The organism is Rhodoferax antarcticus ANT.BR (genome assembly GCF_001938565.1).
Lineage (GTDB): Bacteria > Pseudomonadota > Gammaproteobacteria > Burkholderiales > Burkholderiaceae_C > Rhodoferax > Rhodoferax antarcticus.
Window position 1 is genome coordinate 49618 of record NZ_MSYM01000005.1, and the last position, 16780, is coordinate 66397.

Sequence of the window (16780 nt, forward strand, 5' to 3'; positions counted from 1 at the left end):
GCAGAGGAAAACAGCCACCTCTTGGAGGGCGAAAACCGCCCGTGTGACAATCCATCATGCACTTATTATTTGAAGAGACAGGCAAATTCCTCGCTGGCCGAATCCTCTCTGAGGCAGATACCTCGGCCCAGGTGGAGCTCGACAGCGGCAAACGCGTCAAGGTCAAGGCGGCCAACATCCTGCTGAAATTTGACAAGCCCGAACCCGCCCAGCTGATGGCCGCCGCGCAAGGCGTGGCCAGCGGGATTGAGCTGGACATGGCCTGGGAATTCGCCCCGGAAGAAGAATTTGGCTTTGCCGAGCTGGCACGCGACTATTTTTCCGAACAAGCCACCTTGGGCGAGCAGGCGGGCATGTTGCTGGCGCTGTTTGAAGCCCCACATTACTTTCGCCGCGCGGGCAAAGGGCGCTTTCGCAAGGCCTCCAAAGACATTCTGGCGCTAGCCCTGGCCGCCATCGAGAAGAAAAAACAGCTTGCCCTGCAGGTTGAAGCCTGGGTCAAAGAGCTCAGCAGCGGTGTGTGCCCGCAGGCTATTCGCGACCAGTTGTACAAAATTCTGTTCAAGCCCGACAAAAACGCGCCTGAGTACAAGGCCGTGGTGGAAGCCTCGCGGGCCACCCATCTGGGCCCGCTGGACCTGCTGATCAAAGCCGGGGCAATTGACTCGCCCTACCAGTTCCACTGGCGGCGCTTTTTGCTGGAAAACTTCCCCAAAGGGGTTGGGTTCCCGAAACTTGAGGCGCCCCGCATCACCGCCGAGCTGCCGCTGTCCAGCGCGCGGGCCTTTTCGATTGACGACTCAGCCACCACCGAGATCGACGACGCGCTGTCGGTGCAGGGCCTGGGCAGCGGCACGGTGTTGCTGGGCATCCACATCGCCGCACCCGGCCTGGCCATCCAGCCCGGCGGCGCCATTGACCAACTTGGCCGTGCGCGCCTGTCCACGGTCTACATGCCCGGCTACAAGATCACCATGCTGCCCGACGAGGTAGTTCAAGCCTATACGCTGATGCAGGGTCAGGACTGCCCGGCCGTGTCGCTGTATGTCACGCTGGATGAGGCCACGCTGGAGATCAAAAGCAGCGAAACGAAGCTGGAGCGGGTGCACATTGACAGCAACTTGCGCCATGACCAGCTCGACAATATCGTCACCACCGCCTGGCTGGAAGACCCAGACTTTAAGCATGAAATCGACCCGCAGCCCTTATCAGATAAGCGCGAGCAGCTCTCATTTTTATACCGCCTGGCCAAAGACCTGAAAGCCAAGCGCGAAGTGGTACGCGGCAAGCCCGAGAACTTCAACCGGCCCGATTACAACTACCGTCTCATTCGCGGCACCGGGCCGTCCCAAGGCGCGAACGCCCCCGTGGGGGGCAGCGAAGCACATGAAATGGCAAGCGTGGGGGCTAACAAGCTCTGGACTGACGGTGCCGAGCCGCAAGGCAGCGAGCAGGTCGAGATCAGCGTGCGCCAGCGCGGCGCGCCGCTGGACTTGATCGTCTCTGAGGCGATGATTCTGGCCAACAGCACCTGGGGCAACTGGATGGCCGAGCTGGGCGTGCCCGGCATTTACCGCAGCCAGGCCAGTCTGGCCATTGGCGTGAAGGTGCGCATGGGGACCAAAGCCATGCCGCACGCGGGGCTTGGTGTGAAAAGTTATGCCTGGAGCAGCTCACCGCTGCGTCGCTACACCGATCTGGTGAACCAGTGGCAGATCATTGCCTGCGCCCGCCACGGCAAGACCGCGGCGCTGGCGGCACCGTTCAAGCCAAAAGATGCCGAGCTGTTTTCGATCATCTCCAGTTTTGATGCCACTTACGCCGCTTACAACGGCTTCCAGAACGCGATAGAACGCTTCTGGATTCTGAAATACATCCAGCAGCAAGGCATTACCGAGTTCGAGGCCACGCTGTTCAAAGAAAACCTGGTGCGCGCCGATCATCTGCCGCTGGTGCTGCCGGTGGCCGGGGCGCAAAGCTTGCCGCGCGGCGCGCGGGTGCTGGTGCGTCTGGGCGATATTGACGAGGTGTCGCTGGACATCCACGGCACCGTCATCCAGCGGCTTGATGGCGGCGAAGACGACAAGTCTGGCTCAGGCGCTCCCGGCACCACAGAAGACGAGTCAGAAGACGACACCCTGTCTGGTCCGATCGCGATTGCGGTGGACCTCAGCGATGCCGACACAGCTTCTGAGGCGGCCAAGCCCGGCGATAATTGCGCCCCGTGAACCTGCGGTCTTTCACCACCCTCCAACTTGCGCTTGGCATCTCGATTGCCGTGCACGCGGCGCTGCTGACGCTGCGTGTTGTCGACCCCGAGTCCTTCAACCGGGTGTTTGAAGACACCCCGCTGGAGGTGATTCTGGTCAACGCCAAGACCAACGACAAGCCAGACAAGGCGCGTGCCATTGCGCAAGCCAGCATGGCTGGCGGCGGTGATGCGGCAGCAGGCCGCGCCACCAGCCCACTGCCCCACGCCATGGTGTCGATGCAGGGCGAGGTGAGTGAACAGGACCGCCAGCGCCAGATGCGCGAGCTTCAAGAGCAGCAAAAAGTGCTGCTCTCTTCGGTCAAGACGGCGCTGGCCGCCATGCCACCGACTGACCCGCTGCAAAAAAAGCCCAATCCAGAAGACGTTCAACGCGAGCAAAAACGCCGCCAATTGATTGAATTGCTGGCCGAGATTGAGCGGCGCATCCAGATGGAAAACGAGCGACCGAAGAAGCGCTACATCAGCCCGGCCACCCGTGAAGGTGTCTACGCCATTTACTACGACCGGCTGCGCCGCGCGATTGAAGACAAAGGCACCGAAAATTTCCCCGAACAAGGCGGCAACAAGCTGTATGGCGAGCTGACCATGATCGTCACCGTCAACCATGATGGCCGGGTGCTCGCCACCGAGGTGGTGCAAAGCTCGGGCAACCGGCTGCTCGACCGCCGCGCTCAGGCGATTGCCAAGGCGGCGGGGCCTTTTGGTGCCTTCAACCGCGAAATGCGTAGCCAGGCTGACCAGATTGCGGTGGTGTCACGCTTCAAATTCACCCGAGAGGATACGCTGCAAGCTCCCATGTCATCGCCCTGACAGGTCTCGCCGCCATCCAAGAAAGACACCCCCCCCCTAACATGAGCACTGACCTGTATTGCGTCATGGGCCACCCGGTAGCCCACAGCCAGTCGCCCTGGATCCACGCCCGCTTTGCCGAACTCACCGGGCAAGACATGAGCTACAGCAAGCGCGAGATCGCGCTGGACGACTTTCCCGCCAGCGTTCAGCGCTTCATCAACGAGGCAGGCCGTGGCTGCAACATCACCGTGCCGTTCAAGTTTGAAGCCGCCGCGCTGGCCACTCACACCAGCGAGCGCGCCCTGCTGGCCCAAGCCTGCAACACCCTGACGTTTCAGAAGGGTCAAATCCTGGCCGACAACACCGATGGACTCGGGCTGGTGCATGACATTGAACACAATGCCGGGGTCAGCCTGCGGGCCAAGCGCGTGCTGCTGATCGGCGCAGGCGGCGCTGCGGCTGGCGTGCTCGGCCCGCTGATCTGTGCGCAGCCGGCTCACATCACCGTGGCCAACCGCACACAGCACCGCGCTGAAGGCTTGGTACAACGCCACCTACCCTTGGCAACGCTACAAAATGTAGAGCTGCTACCGCATGATTTACAAGGGCTAGAGGGTGATTTTGATGTGATCATCAACGGCACAGCCAGCAGCCTGGGCGGGCATGGCGTGCCGGTGGATGCGCGGGTGTTGAAGCCCGGCGCCCTGGCTTACGACATGATGTACGGCGCGGCTGCCCGGCCCTTCATGGACTGGGCACGCGCCCACGGTGCCGTGCCGCGCAACGGGTTGGGCATGTTGGTCAGTCAGGCCGCTGAGGCCTTCTTTATCTGGCGTGGCGTGCGGCCACCGGCAGGCCAGGTGTTGGCCGAACTGCGCGCCAAGCTGGGCACCTGAAGCATGAAAGCGGCCTGGCGATGGCTGGTGTTGGTCATAGTGGCAGGCGTGCTGCTGCAGCTGTTTTTTGTCGCCCGCATTGCCGCCATGCTGGTGATCGACCCGCAGTCCACCGCATTTCAGCGCTCTGAAGCCTGGGGCCTGGTCACGCGCACCGGCCGCCTGCCCTGGGGCCAGCAGTGGGTGCCGTATGCGCAGATCTCCAACAACCTCAAGCGCGCGGTGATCGCCAGTGAGGACGATGGGTTTGCCAACCACGACGGCGTGGACTGGGATGCCTTGGAAAAAGCCTGGGAGAAAAACGCCCGAGCCGAGGAGCGCGTCGCCAAAGCCCAGGCACTGGCGCAGCAGGCGCAAAACAAAGCGGCAGCCAGAAATCCGGCCAAGGCCGCGCCGCCACCCCCGAAGCCAGTCAAGCCACCCAAGGTCATCGGCGGCTCCACCATCACCCAGCAACTGGCCAAAAACCTGTTTTTGTCGGGCGAGCGCACGCTGTTGCGCAAAGGCCAGGAGTTTGTGCTGACCTTTGCGCTGGAGGCGCTGCTGGACAAGCAGCGCATTCTGGAGATTTACCTCAACAGTGTGGAATGGGGCGAAGGCGTGTTTGGTGCCGAAGCGGCGGCGCAACATTACTTTCGCAAGCCAGCGGCCCAACTCAGCACCTATGAGGCCGCGCGGCTGGCGGTGATGTTGCCGCGGCCCAAATACTTTGAGAAGCTGCCCAATTCCAGCTATGTCGCCGGGCGTGCCCGGGTCATCGCCAACCGTCTGGAAAGCGCCGAACTGCCATGACCGCTTGCCCGATGAGGTTTGCATGTTGCAGCGCTTGAAACCCATCCTGCTGGACTGGGCTGCCACCTTGGTGAGCTACTTCCTGCTCGGGCTGATCCGTATCCTGACCGGCTCCCAAGCGCGCTGGTGGGGCTGCCCGCCGAAAGCGCTGCAACGCATCTACTTTGCCAACCACCAAAGCCACGCCGACCTGGTGATGATCTGGGCCGCCCTGCCCAAGGAGCTGCGCCGCAGCACCCGCGCCGTGGCCGCGCGGGATTACTGGGGCAAAACGCCGTTTCGGCACTGGCTCACCAGTGCAGTGTTCAACGTGATTTATGTCTCGCGCGCGCGCCACGCCGACGAAGACCCGCTGGAGCCACTGCTTGAGGCGCTGCGCGGCGGTGATTCGTTGATTCTGTTCCCCGAGGGCACGCGCGGCTTTGCCGACGAGCCGCAGGCGTTCAAGGCCGGGCTGTTCAACCTGGCGCTTAAATTCCCCGAGGTGGAACTGGTGCCGGCCTGGATCAACAACGTGCAGCGGGTCATGCCCAAGGGCGAGGTGGTGCCGGTGCCGGTGCTGTGCTCGGTGACCTTTGGTGTGCCGATGCAGGTGCTGCCGGGCGAAGACTGCACGGCGTTTTTGCAGCGGGCGCGTGCGGCAGTGATCGCCCTGCGCTATGTGTAAGCGGCGCTGTTGATGTACCAAGCGCTGAAAAACGTCACGCCCACGCAACAGGTCGGCCTGCTGTTCAGCATCGTCTTTGGCCTGCTATTGCTGGCCGGACTGGTGATCTTTTTGCGCTCGTTGCGCGAGTTTGAAGACGCTGATGCATCAGCCCGCCACAGTGACGAGATCGACAACCTGGCCCAGCTGCTGAAAACCAGTTCGCTGTTGGTCCTGGTCTTCTGGGTGGCGTGGATCGCCGGCGACACCTCCCGGCTGGTGCTGTTTGGCGTGGGGTCGTTTTTCGCGTTGCGCGAGTTTTTGACGCTGTCGCCCACCCGTCACGGCGACCACCACAGCCTGATACTGGCGTTTTTTGTCATCCTGCCGGTGCAATACTGGCTGGTGGGAGCGGCGCAGTTCAACCTGTTCACGGTGTTTATCCCGGTGTATGTGTTTCTGGCGCTGCCGGTGGCCAGCGCCCTGGCCAACGACCCGCTGCAGTTTCTGGAGCGCAACGCCAAGCTGCAGTGGGGCATCATGGTCTGCATCTACGGCATGAGCCATGTGCCGGCCTTGCTGCTGCTGAAGTTTCCCGGTTACGACTCGCAAAATGCGTTTCTGATGTTTTTCCTGGTGCTGGTGGTGCAAACCTGCATGCTGGTCCAGCACTTGGTGTCGCGTCGGCTCATTGCGCTGGGCAAGCCGGCGTCCCTGCCCCGCATCAGCCAGAGCTTCACCTGGCGCGCTTGGGCATCAGGCATGGCAGCGGGCAGCGTGCTGGGGGCGCTGCTAACCGGCATCACCCCGTTTGCGGCGGGGCAAGCGTTTTCGATGGCGTTCATTGCCTGCGCCGCCGGGTCCATGGGCCACCTGGTGATGAAGGCGATCAAGCGCGACCGGGGCATTCCGATATGGCACGGCGGTGACAAGAGCGTGACCGGTGCGGGCGGTATGCTTGACCGGGTCGACGCGCTGTGTTTTGCCGCGCCGGGGTTCTTTTACTCGGTTAGATGGTATTTTGGCCTCTAGCCCTTATGGATATTGCGCTGATAGCTATTGATATGAGAGCATTCAAGTTTTGTCGTTCCATGAGCAGCGCCCATCCATGAGAATTTTGGGGATCGATCCTGGCCTGCGCACCACCGGTTTTGGTGTGGTGGATGTGGATGGCTCCCAGCTGATCTATGTGGCCAGCGGCACCATCAGCACCATCCACATCGAAAAAGACCAGTTACCAGCCCGCCTGAAAGTGCTGTTTGACGGCATCCGCGAGGTGGTGGCGCGCTATGAGCCCGATTGCGCCTCGGTGGAGATCGTGTTTGTCAACGTCAACCCGCAGTCCACGCTGCTGCTGGGCCAGGCACGCGGCGCGGTGATCACAGCGCTGGTGTCTGCCGACCTGCCGGTAGCTGAATACACCGCCTTGCAGATGAAGCAGGCGGTAGTGGGCTACGGCCGCGCCGACAAAACCCAGATCCAGGAGATGGTGCGCCGCCTGCTGGCCCTGCCCGGCTTGCCTGGGCCAGATGCGGCGGACGCCCTGGGCCTGGCCATCACTCACGCGCATGCGGCCACCTCAATGGCCCGCTTGGCGCAGGCCAAAGGCCTGGGCCAAGCGCAGCACCAGACGCAAAAGGCAGCCTACAAAGCTGGGCGCAGCCGCTAACTGGCAAGGTCGCTGCAGCCGCAGCATGGCTGCCAACGCTCGCCTGCTAGAACAAGTTCAGGCCTTTGAGCATCACCACCAAAATCAACGCGGGCGATACATAGCGCAACAAGAAAAATACCGCTTGGGCCACCTTTTGATTCTGCAGATGGCCCTTGTTGGTCAATGCGCCCCCGAACTTGTCGAAGCCCCACACCCAGCCGACAAACAGCGCGATGAAAATGCCGCCACCCGGCAGGATGATGTTTGACGAGACGAAGTCAAACAAATCAAACGGCGTCATCCCGAACAGTTTGAAGTCCGCCAGCGTACTGTTGCTCAGCGCGCTGGTCGACCCCAGGATCACCAGCAAGAAAATGGTCAGCAGCGTGGCTTTGGGGCGCGTCAAACCCAGGCGCTCATGCAAGATGACCACTGGCACCTCCATCAGTGACAGCATGGCCCCGGTAGCGGCAATGGCCGCCAGCACAAAGAAGACGACCATCAAGCTTTGCCCCATCGGAATCTGCGAAAACACCGCTGGAATCGTGATAAAGACCAGGGATGGCCCGGCAGTGGGGGCAAAGCCAAAGGTGAACACTGCGGGAAAAATGGCGATGCCTGCCAACATCGAGATGCTCAGGTCTGCCGCCATGACGCGCAAAGTGGTGAGCGGAATGTTTTGATCGTCCCGGAAATAACTGCCATAGGTCATCATCGTGCCCATGCCAATCGACAGCTTGAAAAAAGCCAAACCCATGGCCGTCAGCACCACCGATGCGGTTATTTTGCTGAAGTCAGGATGAAACAAAAAGACCAGACCTTCCCAGGCCTTATCCAACGACAGACTGACCGCGCACAACAGCAACAGCAGCAGAAACAGGATTGGCATGAGCTTTTTGGTGACGGCCTCGATACCCTTGGTCACACCCATCAGCAAGATGCCACCAATAAACAGCAAAACCCCCCATTGCCACAGCAGCGACTGCATCGGGTCGCTGATCAGCGCATTAAACGCGGCCCCGGTCACCTGCGGGTCGCTGCTGAGGATGGACCCGCGCATTGCCTTGACCACATAAGCAAAAACCCAGGCGACCACTTCGGAATAGAACGACAGGATCAAAAAAGCGCCCAGCATGCCCGCCACACCAATCAGCCACCACGGTTGGCCTTTTGGCGCCAAGGCTTGCAGGGTCGAAATGGGGTTGGCCTTACCCACGCGTCCGAGCGAAATCTCGGCCATCATCACCGGCAGTCCGACCAATAGCGTGGCCAGCACGTAAACCAGCAAAAAACTAGCACCGCCGTTGGCGCCGGTGAGGTACGGAAATTTCCAGATATTGCCCAGACCCACCGCCGAGCCGAGCGTGGCCGCCAGCACGCCAAATCCGCTGGTGAAACCGGCGCGCGCAAGCACCGTGTTGGGTCGCGCTAAAGAAGTTTTTTCATTCATTGCATTGAAACCGATGCGATGGCCAAGTGCTGCACACGCACTGGCCTTGGTCTGCGAGGTTGCGGCGTGATGCCGCGCAGACCCCTGTTTTTGGATGGACGCAGACGCTACCCCAGGTATGAAACAGTTACGCCAGCCGCTGAACAATCAACACCGCGAAAAAGGCGAAGGCAGGAAGCAGCGTCCAGGTGAGGATCTTCAGACCCCAGTGCTTGTAGCGAACCTGAGAGGTGGCTATGTAGAACCCGAAGCAGGCTATTGATGACAGCAACAGCAAAAGGATGGCCCAGCGAAAAAACTGCATGGCGAGTGGATCCGGTTGAGTAGATCAGCTCAGGTATAACAGTTTGCCAATGCGCCTACCAGGCGCGGGCCAGTTTGGCAAAGCCTTGCGGTGCTTTTTTCTCGTCTTCAAAGGTGACCACGTCCCACGCATCGGTATGGTTGAGCAACTCGCGCAGCAGCAGGTTATTCAGGGCGTGGCCGCAGCGAAAGGCGCTGTAGGCGGCCAGCAGCGGTTTGCCCAGCAGGTACAAATCGCCCATGGCGTCCAGAATCTTGTGCTTGACGAACTCATCGTCATAACGCAGCCCACCGGCGTTGAGCACCTTGTAGTCGTCCATGACGATGGCGTTGTCCATACCGCCGCCCAGCGCCAGGCCGTTGGCGCGCATCATCTCCACGTCTTTGGTGAAGCCAAAGGTGCGGGCGCGCGCAATGTCTTTGGAATACGAGTCGGTGCTCATATCAAACACCACACGCTGGCCGGTGGAATCCACCGCCGGGTGGCTGAACTCGATCTCGAAACTCAGTTGGTAGCCATGGTACGGCCTCAGGCGTGCCCACTTGACGTTGGCGCCCTCGCCTTGGCGCACCTCCACTGGCTTCAACACGCGGATAAACCGACGCGGTGCGTTTTGCAGCTCAATGCCAGCGCTTTGCAGCAAAAACACAAAGGATGCCGCCGAGCCGTCCAGAATCGGCACCTCTTCGGCGGTGATGTCCACATACAGGTTGTCTACCCCCAGCCCGGCGCAAGCCGACATCAGGTGCTCCACCGTGTGAACCTTGGCCTGCCCGTGCGAGATGGTGGAGGCCATGCGGGTGTCGGTGACTGCCAATGCCGACACCGGAATGTCAACAGGTTGGGGCAAATCGACCCGGCGGAACACGATGCCGGTGTCGGGTTGCGCTGGGCGCAGGGTGATTTCTACCCTCTGGCCACTATGCAAGCCCACGCCCACGGCGCGGGTCAGGGTTTTGAGGGTTCTTTGTTTAAGCACGCCGCGATTTTACTTTTTCCGGCGCAACGAGAAGGCCGGCGGTCAAGCCTGCACTTCTCAGGCAGGCGAGACAGGCTGGAACATCAAAAACAACGCGTCATCTTCTGCGGCCACGTGTTTAGCAAGCTCCACCAAAAAGGCTTGCCAGCCCACTTTCACTGCCGCCGGGGTGGCTTGTTGCGCCTGCGGCACCACCAATGCATTCAATCGGGCGGTCATAGCGGCAGTGTCCACACCGTGGCGAGCATGCTCTTGCATCATGTCGTCAACCAGAAGCTGCATAAGCGCGTTGCCACCTTGCGCCATCATCGGAAACCGGCGCATTTCTTCCTTGAACATATGGCCTTCCAGCTCGTCCATCAGGGCCTGCAACTCTTCGGCGAAGTTTGGGCTAGCCCAGTCCAAACCAGTAAGCCAGCAGGATCAGACTGGTGATCACCATCAACCAGCCCACCAACAGGCGGCGCCGCAGCGCTGGGGCGTGCCACAGATCCATGATCAGCCAGACGGCCAAGTCACCCGCCAGCCGCTGCTCGGCCACATCTTCCACGTTAGTTGTCATGGCGGGGCTTCAACCGTCACGGCCGTCTAGGCGCGTGCGTAACAACCAAGGCGTGAACTTCCAGAGGTAAAGGACAAAAGCCAGGCTCCAGGCTCTGGCGGTCAGCACCAAAACTGTGGCGTGCCACTGAGCGGGCATCAGCGTGCCCAGCACGGGCATCACAGCGGCCAGCAGCACCAGGCCATAAGCCAGCACTTCTCTGCCAGAGGCGGCCACTGGGCGGCCGGTATGGCCTCGGGCGGTGCGCGTCATCATGCCAATGATCAAACCGCCGGTCGCCCCCAGCCCCAGCGCATGGATGCCCACCGATGGCACCACCCAGCCGAGCTGCGCCAAGCCCAAAAAGAACAGGTCCCACGGTATCCAGGCATAGGCTGCGTGCAATATCCACAAAATCGGCCTGCGTCGGGTCATCCAAGAGCGCCAGCGCAACAGCCGCACCGAATGCGCCAGCGCTGCCGCCATCAGCACCAGCGCCCCCAAGACGCCAGTGTGTGGCTGTGGCTGTGGCTGTGGCTTTGGACGCGACTGTGCAAACTTTTGGCAACACGGACGGCCTATGACGCAAATCAGCCCGTGGCGTCATCGACATCGGGCTGCTTCATGAGGAAAATTGATCGCTAACCCTTATGCAGAAAGCGCTGGCAGCTATAAAAATTGATGACTCAAAACATTCTCAGGTTAGTCGACGGCAGCCGTGCGCTGCCCAAATGAACGGCGCAAAGTGCTCGTTGCGCCTGAGCGTTAGAGCGTGAGAATGTAGTCAACCACTGTCTTCAGGTCTTCATCGCTGATCTTGTCAGGACCACTGGGAATCATCGGGACAGGCCCGTAAACGCCCTTGCCGCCTTTTCGTATTTTTTCCATCAACAAGGCAGGGGTGCCACCCTGGCCTTTGTATTTGGCGGCCACCTTATACGCAGGGCCGACAGATTTCTTTTCTTTCTGATGGCACGCCAGACATCCGCTTTTGGTCAGGATCGCGTCTGGGGTTGCGGCCTGGACACTCAGAGTCACCATGCTGGCGGGCGATCCGTAGTTGATAAAGGTTTTCAGGTAATCGGTACCTTTGGCGATGGTGATGTCGGGCGTCAGCGGTTTACCAGTGGCCCCTTTGCGCAAAACACCGTGCCAACCCGCGCAGCGCTGAAAGCAGATGTCGCGGGCCTCATCAAACGCTGCAAGCGTCATTTTGGGCGCCTTGGGGTTGATGTTTTGCACCATGGGCACGTTCGCCAGGGGTGATGGTGCGGCCTGGTAATTCGCCTCACCTGGGGTGACTCCCTTCACGTCCTGGGCAAAAGCAGCCAGGCAAAAGGTGGTCAGCACAACAGCCTCAACTTGCGTCAAGCGGGGGGCGTCATGTCGTCTGCTTCAGTTTATGCGCAGCCAAACGCCAGGAGGTTAACTCTTGACTTGTCTAAGGCTGCGCTACTTTTGGCGAGTAGAGGCATTGTTTCGCTAAGACTTTCACGCGTCCTTATCGCAGATTAAGAGAATGCGAGGGCACGATTGCCCACCCTCGGGACCACTGCAACAATGGGTAAAGAAAGGTTTGCATGCCCCATCTGCTGGTTCTCGCCCCCTGGTTATACGTCTTCATCCTGACGACCCATATCACCGCCGTCACCCTGAGCGTGAGCCTGTTTGCTGCGCGGGGCCTGGGCGTGGCGTTGCGCCAGACTTGGCCAATGCAAAAATTTTGGCGCTGGACCAGCGTGTGGATCGACGTGGTACTGATGGCAGCGGGCTTGTCGCTGTGGGGCATGCTGCAATTCAACCCGGTCCGTGACGACTGGCTGGGGGTGAAGCTGATCCTGCTGCTGGTGTATATCGTGCTGGGGTCTTATGGCCTAAAACGTGCCAAAACCTACCGCGGGCGCGTGCTGTTTTCTATCCTGGCGCTGGGCTGTGCCTTGACCATGGTGTCGATTGCGCTGGCGCACCACCCGCTGGGCTGGCTGCTGGCCTTCTGACGCGACAAGGGTGCCAGCCACTCAAGCGGCTGGCACCCTCGTGTTTGCACCGTCAGTCTGCCTGCTTGCGCAAAAAAGCCGGGATCTCAAAGTCATCCATGCCGCCGCTGGACAGCGCGTCGACCTTGGCAGCGGCCGTGGTGCGGTCACGGGTACGCCAAACGCTGGGAGTGGACATGGCGCCGTAGTCGGGCTGACTGCGGCCCAAAGTGGCATTGCTCATCATGCCGGTGACCTGGTTGGCGTTGAGCGGGGTGTCGAGCGTGGGAATATTGAACGGCACGTCATGGGTCCCGGTGCGCAACTGCACTTGCTGCTGCGGCGGGGCCACCACCAGCTTTGGGCGGGCACCCTGGCGGCTCAACCCGGTAGCCACCACTGTGACCCGAATTTGATCGCCCAAGTTGTCGTCGTAGGCAGTACCGTAAATCACATGCGCATCTGGCGAGGCGTAGGCGCGGATGGTGTTCATAGCCAGTTTGGATTCAGACAGCTTCAAAGAACCCTTGGCGGCAGATATCAACACCAGCACCCCTTTGGCGCCTGACAGGTCAATGCCCTCGAGCAGTGGGCAAGCCACGGCGTGCTCGGCGGCAATGCGGGCGCGATCCGGGCCCGCGGCAAGCGCCGTGCCCATCATGGCCTTGCCGGGTTCACCCATCACGGTGCGCACGTCTTCAAAGTCGACGTTCACATGACCTGGGACATTGATGATTTCGGCAATGCCGCCAACCGCGTTTTTCAGCACATCGTTGGCATGGGCAAAGGCTTCGTCCTGCGTGGCATCGTCGCCCATCACTTCGAGCAGCTTTTCGTTCAACACGACGATCAACGAATCCACATTGGCTTCCAGCTCGGCCATGCCGTTGTCGGCGTTGGCCATGCGGCGTGGGCCCTCAAACTCGAACGGCTTGGTGACCACGCCCACGGTCAGGATACCCATTTCACGCGCTACGCGGGCAATCACCGGGGCTGCGCCCGTACCGGTGCCACCGCCCATACCGGCGGTGATAAACAGCATGTGTGCGCCTTGAATGGCTTCGCGAATGTGCTCAATGGCCAATTCGGCTGCGTCACGTGCCTTGTCGGGCTTGCTGCCGGCGCCCAGGCCAGTGTTGCCGAGTTGGATGACGCGGTGCGCGTCGCTGGTGGACAGTGCCTGCGCGTCGGTATTGGCGCAGATGAATTCCACACCTTGCACGGCGCTGGCAATCATGTGCGCCACAGCGTTGCCGCCGCCGCCGCCCACGCCAATCACTTTGATCTGGGTGCCTTGGTTGAAGGCTTCTTCGTCGATGAGTTCAATGGTCATGGTGTGCTCCTTGGGGATGAATGGGTAAAAAATCTGAAAAAAATGGCGAGGAAAATGTTGGTGGTGTTGGTGGTGGTGGTGGTGGGTCTATGCACCGCCATCGTCCGGGTGGGCCTGCACGGCTGAGCCATCGTTGGTTTGTCATCGTTAAAAGTTCCCCACAAACCAGTCCTTGATGCCGCTGAAGGCGGTTTTCATAGAGCCGTTTTTCTGCGCTACCTTGAAACCGCGCATGCGGGCCAGCCGCGCCTCTTCGAGCAGCCCCATCACCGTGGCGGCACGCGGCTGGGCCACCATGTCAGACAAGACGCCGGTGTATTTGGGGATGCCCCGGCGTACCGGTTTCAGGAAGATGTCTTCGCCCAGTTCGACCATGCCGGGCATGATGCAACTGCCGCCGGTGAGCACGATGCCGGAAGACAGCATTTCTTCAAAACCGGACTCGCGCATGACCTGATGCACCAAGTTGAAAATTTCTTCGACGCGTGGCTCAATCACCCCGGCCAGCGCCTGACGGCTGAGCATGCGCGGGCCCCGGTCACCCAGGCCAGGCACTTCCACCTGCGCCTCGGGGTCGGCCAGCAGTTGTTTAGCCCAGCCGTTTTCGACCTTGATTTCTTCCGCGTCTTTGGTCGGCGTGCGCAACGCCATGGCGATGTCACTAGTGATCAGGTCGCCAGCGATCGGAATCACGGCGGTGTGGCGAATCGCACCCCCAGTAAAAATAGCCAAATCCGTCGTACCCGCGCCAATATCGACCAGGGCCACGCCCAGTTCACGCTCGTCTTCGGTCAGCACCGACTGGCTTGACGCCAGCGGGTTGAGCATGAGTTGCTCCACCTCCAGGCCGCAACGGCGCACACATTTGATGATGTTTTCAGCCGCACTTTGGGCACCGGTGACGATATGCACCTTGGCTTCCAGGCGGATGCCGCTCATGCCGATAGGCTCTCTCACGTCTTGCCCGTCGATGATGAACTCTTGCGGCTCCACCAGCAGCAGGCGCTGGTCGGTGCTGATGTTGATGGCCTTGGCGGTTTCCACCACCCGCGCCACATCGGCGGCGCTCACTTCACGGTCCTTGATGGCCACCATGCCGTGGGAATTGATGCCGCGGATGTGGCTACCGGTGATGCCGGTGTAAACCCGGGTGATCTTGCAATCAGCCATGAACTCGGCTTCTTTCAGCGCCCGCTGGATGCTTTGCACGGTGGCGTCAATGTTGACCACCACGCCGCGCTTCAGGCCGTTGCTGGGCGCCACACCCAGGCCGGCCAGTTTGAGGCTACCCCCGGGCATAACTTCGGCCACCACCACCATCACCTTGGCGGTACCGATGTCCAGCCCGACAACTAAATCCTTGTACTCTTTTGCCATGATGTCACCTGTTGCCTTGCATTACTGTTTTTTGATGTCTGTGCTGTCGAGCGTGGTGACGCCCTCCAGGCGAATCGCATAGCCGTCGGTGTGCCGCAAATCCACCGACGCCAGTTGCTCCGGCGTGCGCTGGTAACGCGCGGTCACCTGGGTGGCGGTCTTGGCGAAGCGATCCAGCCGCGCCAGCAGATCTGTCGCGCTGCCGCTGCCCAGTTCCACCAAGGTGCCGCTGTCGAGTTCGGCGTGCCAACCACCGCGTGGCGACAGTTCCAGCTGCTGTAGCGTCAGGTCCAGCGGGTCAAGTTGGGGCTGCAGGGTCTGGTACATCGCCAGCACCTGGGCAGACTGGTTGTCCGGGCCGTTCAGTCGCGGCAGGTTATCGTCATCGAGTTCGCCCACATTGGCCTCAAACACCTCACCAAAACTGTTGACCAGGTTGGACGACCCCTCAGGGCCCCAGAAAGCCACCGCCTGATGCTCTTGCAGTTGCACCTTCAGGCGGTTCGGGAAGTCGCGCCGCACAATGGCTTGGCGCACCCAGGGCATGGTCTCGAACACCTTGCGCGCGGCGGTGATGTCGAGCGTGAAGAAGGTACCTTGCAGGCGCGGCATCACGTTGGCGCGCAGGGTGATGGCGTTGTAATGCTGGACATCACCGGTCACGCTCACCCCTTGGATGGCAAATGCTGACAAGCGCGCAGCCCAGCCCAGCAACGCACCGAACCCCAGCAACAGCGTCGCTACCAACAGCAGCGAGGCGATGGCGTTCATCAAGCGAATATCCAGCGGCAGGGGCGTTTTTTGGCTCATGCTGCGGCGTAGTCCAGTGTGGCGGCTTGCAGAATTTGCAGGCACAGCGCGGCGTAACTGATGCCTGCGGCCTTGGCCGACATGGGCACCAGCGAATGGCTGGTCATGCCCGGCGAGGTGTTGATCTCCAGCAGGTACGGCTTACGGCTGGCGGCGTCAATCATCACGTCAGCGCGCGCCCAGCCACGGCACTGCAAGCTGTTGTAGGCCTTCAGCGCCAGCGCTTGAATGGCGGCTTCTTCACCCTCGGGCAGCCCGCAGGGCACCAGATACTGGGTGGTGTTGGTGAAGTATTTGTTCTGGTAGTCGTAGTTGCCGTCGGGCGCGACGATACGGATCACCGGCAAGGCCCGCGCCAGCGCACCGCTGCCCAGCACGGGAATAGTCACCTCGTCACCACTGACAAACTGCTCACACAGCACCTCATCGTCCATGCCAACGGCCAGCGCATAGGCACCTGCGCATTGGCCAGCGGCGGTCACTTTGGTCAAGCCCAGGGTGGAGCCCTCACGTGCCGGTTTGACGATCATTGGCTGACCGGGTTGGGCCAGCTCGGCATAGGCCACCAGGGTCGCCTCGGCGCTGGTCACCTTGCGCCAGGCGGGGGTCGGCAAGCCGTCGGCCAGCCACAGGCGCTTGGTCATGATTTTGTCGATGGCCATGCTGGAGGCCATCACACCTGGGCCGGTGTAGGCAATGCCGAGCAGTTCGAGCGCGCCCTGCACTGTGCCATCTTCACCAAATCGGCCATGCAAGGCAATGAAGCAGCGGGTAAAGCCGTCTTTTTTCAGCTCGCTCAAGTCGCGCTGGCTGGGGTCAAACGTATGGGCATTTACCCCCAGCGATTGCAGCGCCTGCAGCACGCCGGCGCCAGACATCAGCGACACCTCACGCTCGCCCGACTGGCCGCCCATGAGCACGGCCACCTTGTCAGAATATATGTCAAATCGGCTCATAACCC

The 16780-nt window shown here is 60.9% G+C and carries 20 protein-coding genes and 1 pseudogene; 9 read left to right on the forward strand and 12 right to left on the reverse strand.

What is annotated here, in order from left to right; all coding sequences use genetic code 11:
• Positions 1-56: 56 nt before the first annotated feature.
• The 7 genes from BLL52_RS01960 to ruvC all read left to right on the forward strand — a co-directional run bounded on the left by BLL52_RS01960 (position 57) and on the right by ruvC (position 7067).
• Positions 57-2228: a ribonuclease catalytic domain-containing protein gene (locus BLL52_RS01960; protein WP_075585057.1), complete on the forward strand. Its 2172-nt coding sequence runs from the start codon at positions 57-59 to the stop codon at positions 2226-2228.
• On the forward strand, positions 2216-3082 hold the full coding sequence (locus BLL52_RS01965; protein ID WP_075585058.1) for an energy transducer TonB: 867 nt from the start codon (positions 2216-2218) through the stop codon (positions 3080-3082). Before BLL52_RS01960 ends, BLL52_RS01965 begins: the two co-directional genes overlap by 13 nt.
• Positions 3083-3123: 41 nt before the next feature.
• On the forward strand, positions 3124-3960 hold the full coding sequence (gene aroE, locus BLL52_RS01970; RefSeq protein ID WP_075585059.1) for a shikimate dehydrogenase: 837 nt from the start codon (positions 3124-3126) through the stop codon (positions 3958-3960).
• A 3-nt stretch (positions 3961-3963) separates the two neighbouring features.
• The gene (locus BLL52_RS01975; RefSeq protein WP_075585060.1) at positions 3964-4752 is read left to right on the forward strand and encodes a transglycosylase domain-containing protein; all 789 of its coding nucleotides are present in this window, start codon (positions 3964-3966) and stop codon (positions 4750-4752) included.
• Positions 4753-4774: 22 nt separating this feature from the next.
• A complete protein-coding gene (locus tag BLL52_RS01980) occupies positions 4775-5419 on the forward strand; it encodes a lysophospholipid acyltransferase family protein (RefSeq protein WP_075585061.1) in 645 nt (214 codons plus the stop codon).
• Positions 5420-5431: 12 nt separating this feature from the next.
• Complete coding sequence (locus BLL52_RS01985; protein ID WP_075585062.1) at positions 5432-6430, forward strand: phosphatidate cytidylyltransferase; 999 nt, start codon at positions 5432-5434, stop codon at positions 6428-6430.
• A gap of 76 nt (positions 6431-6506) precedes the next feature.
• Positions 6507-7067 (forward strand): crossover junction endodeoxyribonuclease RuvC, encoded by a 561-nt coding sequence (ruvC, locus tag BLL52_RS01990; protein WP_075585063.1) that lies wholly within the window; start codon positions 6507-6509, stop codon positions 7065-7067.
• Positions 7068-7113: 46 nt separating this feature from the next.
• Here the strand turns inward: ruvC and BLL52_RS01995 are convergent, their stop codons facing one another.
• The 8 genes and pseudogenes from BLL52_RS01995 to BLL52_RS20220 all read right to left on the reverse strand — a co-directional run.
• Complete coding sequence (locus BLL52_RS01995; protein ID WP_075585064.1) at positions 7114-8499, reverse strand: sodium-dependent transporter; 1386 nt, start codon at positions 8497-8499, stop codon at positions 7114-7116.
• A 127-nt stretch (positions 8500-8626) separates the two neighbouring features.
• Complete coding sequence (locus BLL52_RS20930; RefSeq protein WP_173861790.1) at positions 8627-8803, reverse strand: hypothetical protein; 177 nt, start codon at positions 8801-8803, stop codon at positions 8627-8629.
• A gap of 55 nt (positions 8804-8858) precedes the next feature.
• The gene (gene lpxC / locus BLL52_RS02000) at positions 8859-9782 is read right to left on the reverse strand and encodes a UDP-3-O-acyl-N-acetylglucosamine deacetylase (protein WP_075585065.1); all 924 of its coding nucleotides are present in this window, start codon (positions 9780-9782) and stop codon (positions 8859-8861) included.
• Between the two features lie 57 nt (positions 9783-9839).
• Complete coding sequence (locus BLL52_RS02005; protein ID WP_075585066.1) at positions 9840-10187, reverse strand: hemerythrin domain-containing protein; 348 nt, start codon at positions 10185-10187, stop codon at positions 9840-9842.
• A complete protein-coding gene (locus BLL52_RS20675) occupies positions 10174-10344 on the reverse strand; it encodes a hypothetical protein (RefSeq protein WP_156876282.1) in 171 nt (56 codons plus the stop codon). Before BLL52_RS20675 ends, BLL52_RS02005 begins: the two co-directional genes overlap by 14 nt.
• Before the next feature lie 9 nt (positions 10345-10353).
• Positions 10354-10827, reverse strand: a complete 474-nt coding sequence (locus tag BLL52_RS02010; RefSeq protein ID WP_075585067.1) for an NnrS family protein — start codon at positions 10825-10827, stop codon at positions 10354-10356.
• A gap of 261 nt (positions 10828-11088) precedes the next feature.
• On the reverse strand, positions 11089-11364 hold the full coding sequence (locus tag BLL52_RS20935) for a c-type cytochrome (protein ID WP_175580246.1): 276 nt from the start codon (positions 11362-11364) through the stop codon (positions 11089-11091).
• Positions 11362-11673 (reverse strand): annotated as a pseudogene (locus BLL52_RS20220) (c-type cytochrome); the annotation flags it as partial. The pseudogene BLL52_RS20220 and the gene BLL52_RS20935, both read right to left, overlap by 3 nt.
• Positions 11674-11903: 230 nt before the next feature.
• On the opposite strand from BLL52_RS20220, the gene BLL52_RS02025 reads away from it, so the two are divergent.
• On the forward strand, positions 11904-12320 hold the full coding sequence (locus BLL52_RS02025) for a SirB2 family protein (RefSeq protein WP_075585068.1): 417 nt from the start codon (positions 11904-11906) through the stop codon (positions 12318-12320).
• 52 nt (positions 12321-12372) lie between these two features.
• Here BLL52_RS02025 and ftsZ read toward each other — a convergent pair whose 3' ends face one another.
• Entirely contained in the window at positions 12373-13632 is a 1260-nt protein-coding gene (gene ftsZ / locus BLL52_RS02030; RefSeq protein WP_075585069.1) for a cell division protein FtsZ, read from the reverse strand.
• Between ftsZ and BLL52_RS21135 the strand changes: the two genes are divergently transcribed.
• Positions 13594-13758 (forward strand): hypothetical protein, encoded by a 165-nt coding sequence (locus tag BLL52_RS21135; RefSeq protein WP_206744486.1) that lies wholly within the window; start codon positions 13594-13596, stop codon positions 13756-13758. The genes ftsZ and BLL52_RS21135 overlap by 39 nt on opposite strands.
• A 21-nt stretch (positions 13759-13779) precedes the next feature.
• Here the strand turns inward: BLL52_RS21135 and ftsA are convergent, their stop codons facing one another.
• The 3 genes from ftsA to BLL52_RS02045 are packed head-to-tail and all read right to left on the reverse strand — an operon-like array spanning position 13780 to position 16775.
• On the reverse strand, positions 13780-15009 hold the full coding sequence (ftsA, locus tag BLL52_RS02035) for a cell division protein FtsA (protein WP_075585070.1): 1230 nt from the start codon (positions 15007-15009) through the stop codon (positions 13780-13782).
• A gap of 21 nt (positions 15010-15030) precedes the next feature.
• Positions 15031-15819, reverse strand: a complete 789-nt coding sequence (locus BLL52_RS02040; RefSeq protein ID WP_075585071.1) for a cell division protein FtsQ/DivIB — start codon at positions 15817-15819, stop codon at positions 15031-15033.
• A complete protein-coding gene (locus tag BLL52_RS02045; RefSeq protein WP_075585072.1) occupies positions 15816-16775 on the reverse strand; it encodes a D-alanine--D-alanine ligase in 960 nt (319 codons plus the stop codon). Before BLL52_RS02045 ends, BLL52_RS02040 begins: the two co-directional genes overlap by 4 nt.
• Between the last annotated feature and the right edge of the window lie 5 nt (positions 16776-16780).

What these genes read in the sequence shown, in the direction of transcription:
- BLL52_RS01960 (WP_075585057.1), top strand. Translation starts at nt 57, where the DNA reads ATGCACTTATTATTTGAAGAGACAGGCAAATTCCTCGCTGGCCGAATC.
- aroE (WP_075585059.1), top strand. Translation starts at nt 3,124, where the DNA reads ATGAGCACTGACCTGTATTGCGTCATGGGCCACCCGGTAGCCCACAGC.
- BLL52_RS01975 (WP_075585060.1), top strand. Translation starts at nt 3,964, where the DNA reads ATGAAAGCGGCCTGGCGATGGCTGGTGTTGGTCATAGTGGCAGGCGTG.
- BLL52_RS01980 (WP_075585061.1), top strand. Translation starts at nt 4,775, where the DNA reads ATGTTGCAGCGCTTGAAACCCATCCTGCTGGACTGGGCTGCCACCTTG.
- BLL52_RS01985 (WP_075585062.1), top strand. Translation starts at nt 5,432, where the DNA reads ATGTACCAAGCGCTGAAAAACGTCACGCCCACGCAACAGGTCGGCCTG.
- ruvC (WP_075585063.1), top strand. Translation starts at nt 6,507, where the DNA reads ATGAGAATTTTGGGGATCGATCCTGGCCTGCGCACCACCGGTTTTGGT.
- BLL52_RS01995 (WP_075585064.1), bottom strand. Translation starts at nt 8,499, where the DNA reads ATGAATGAAAAAACTTCTTTAGCGCGACCCAACACGGTGCTTGCGCGC.
- BLL52_RS20930 (WP_173861790.1), bottom strand. Translation starts at nt 8,803, where the DNA reads ATGCAGTTTTTTCGCTGGGCCATCCTTTTGCTGTTGCTGTCATCAATA.
- BLL52_RS20675 (WP_156876282.1), bottom strand. Translation starts at nt 10,344, where the DNA reads ATGACAACTAACGTGGAAGATGTGGCCGAGCAGCGGCTGGCGGGTGAC.
- BLL52_RS20935 (WP_175580246.1), bottom strand. Translation starts at nt 11,364, where the DNA reads ATGGTGACTCTGAGTGTCCAGGCCGCAACCCCAGACGCGATCCTGACC.
- BLL52_RS02025 (WP_075585068.1), top strand. Translation starts at nt 11,904, where the DNA reads ATGCCCCATCTGCTGGTTCTCGCCCCCTGGTTATACGTCTTCATCCTG.
- ftsZ (WP_075585069.1), bottom strand. Translation starts at nt 13,632, where the DNA reads ATGACCATTGAACTCATCGACGAAGAAGCCTTCAACCAAGGCACCCAG.
- ftsA (WP_075585070.1), bottom strand. Translation starts at nt 15,009, where the DNA reads ATGGCAAAAGAGTACAAGGATTTAGTTGTCGGGCTGGACATCGGTACC.
- BLL52_RS02040 (WP_075585071.1), bottom strand. Translation starts at nt 15,819, where the DNA reads ATGAGCCAAAAAACGCCCCTGCCGCTGGATATTCGCTTGATGAACGCC.
- BLL52_RS02045 (WP_075585072.1), bottom strand. Translation starts at nt 16,775, where the DNA reads ATGAGCCGATTTGACATATATTCTGACAAGGTGGCCGTGCTCATGGGC.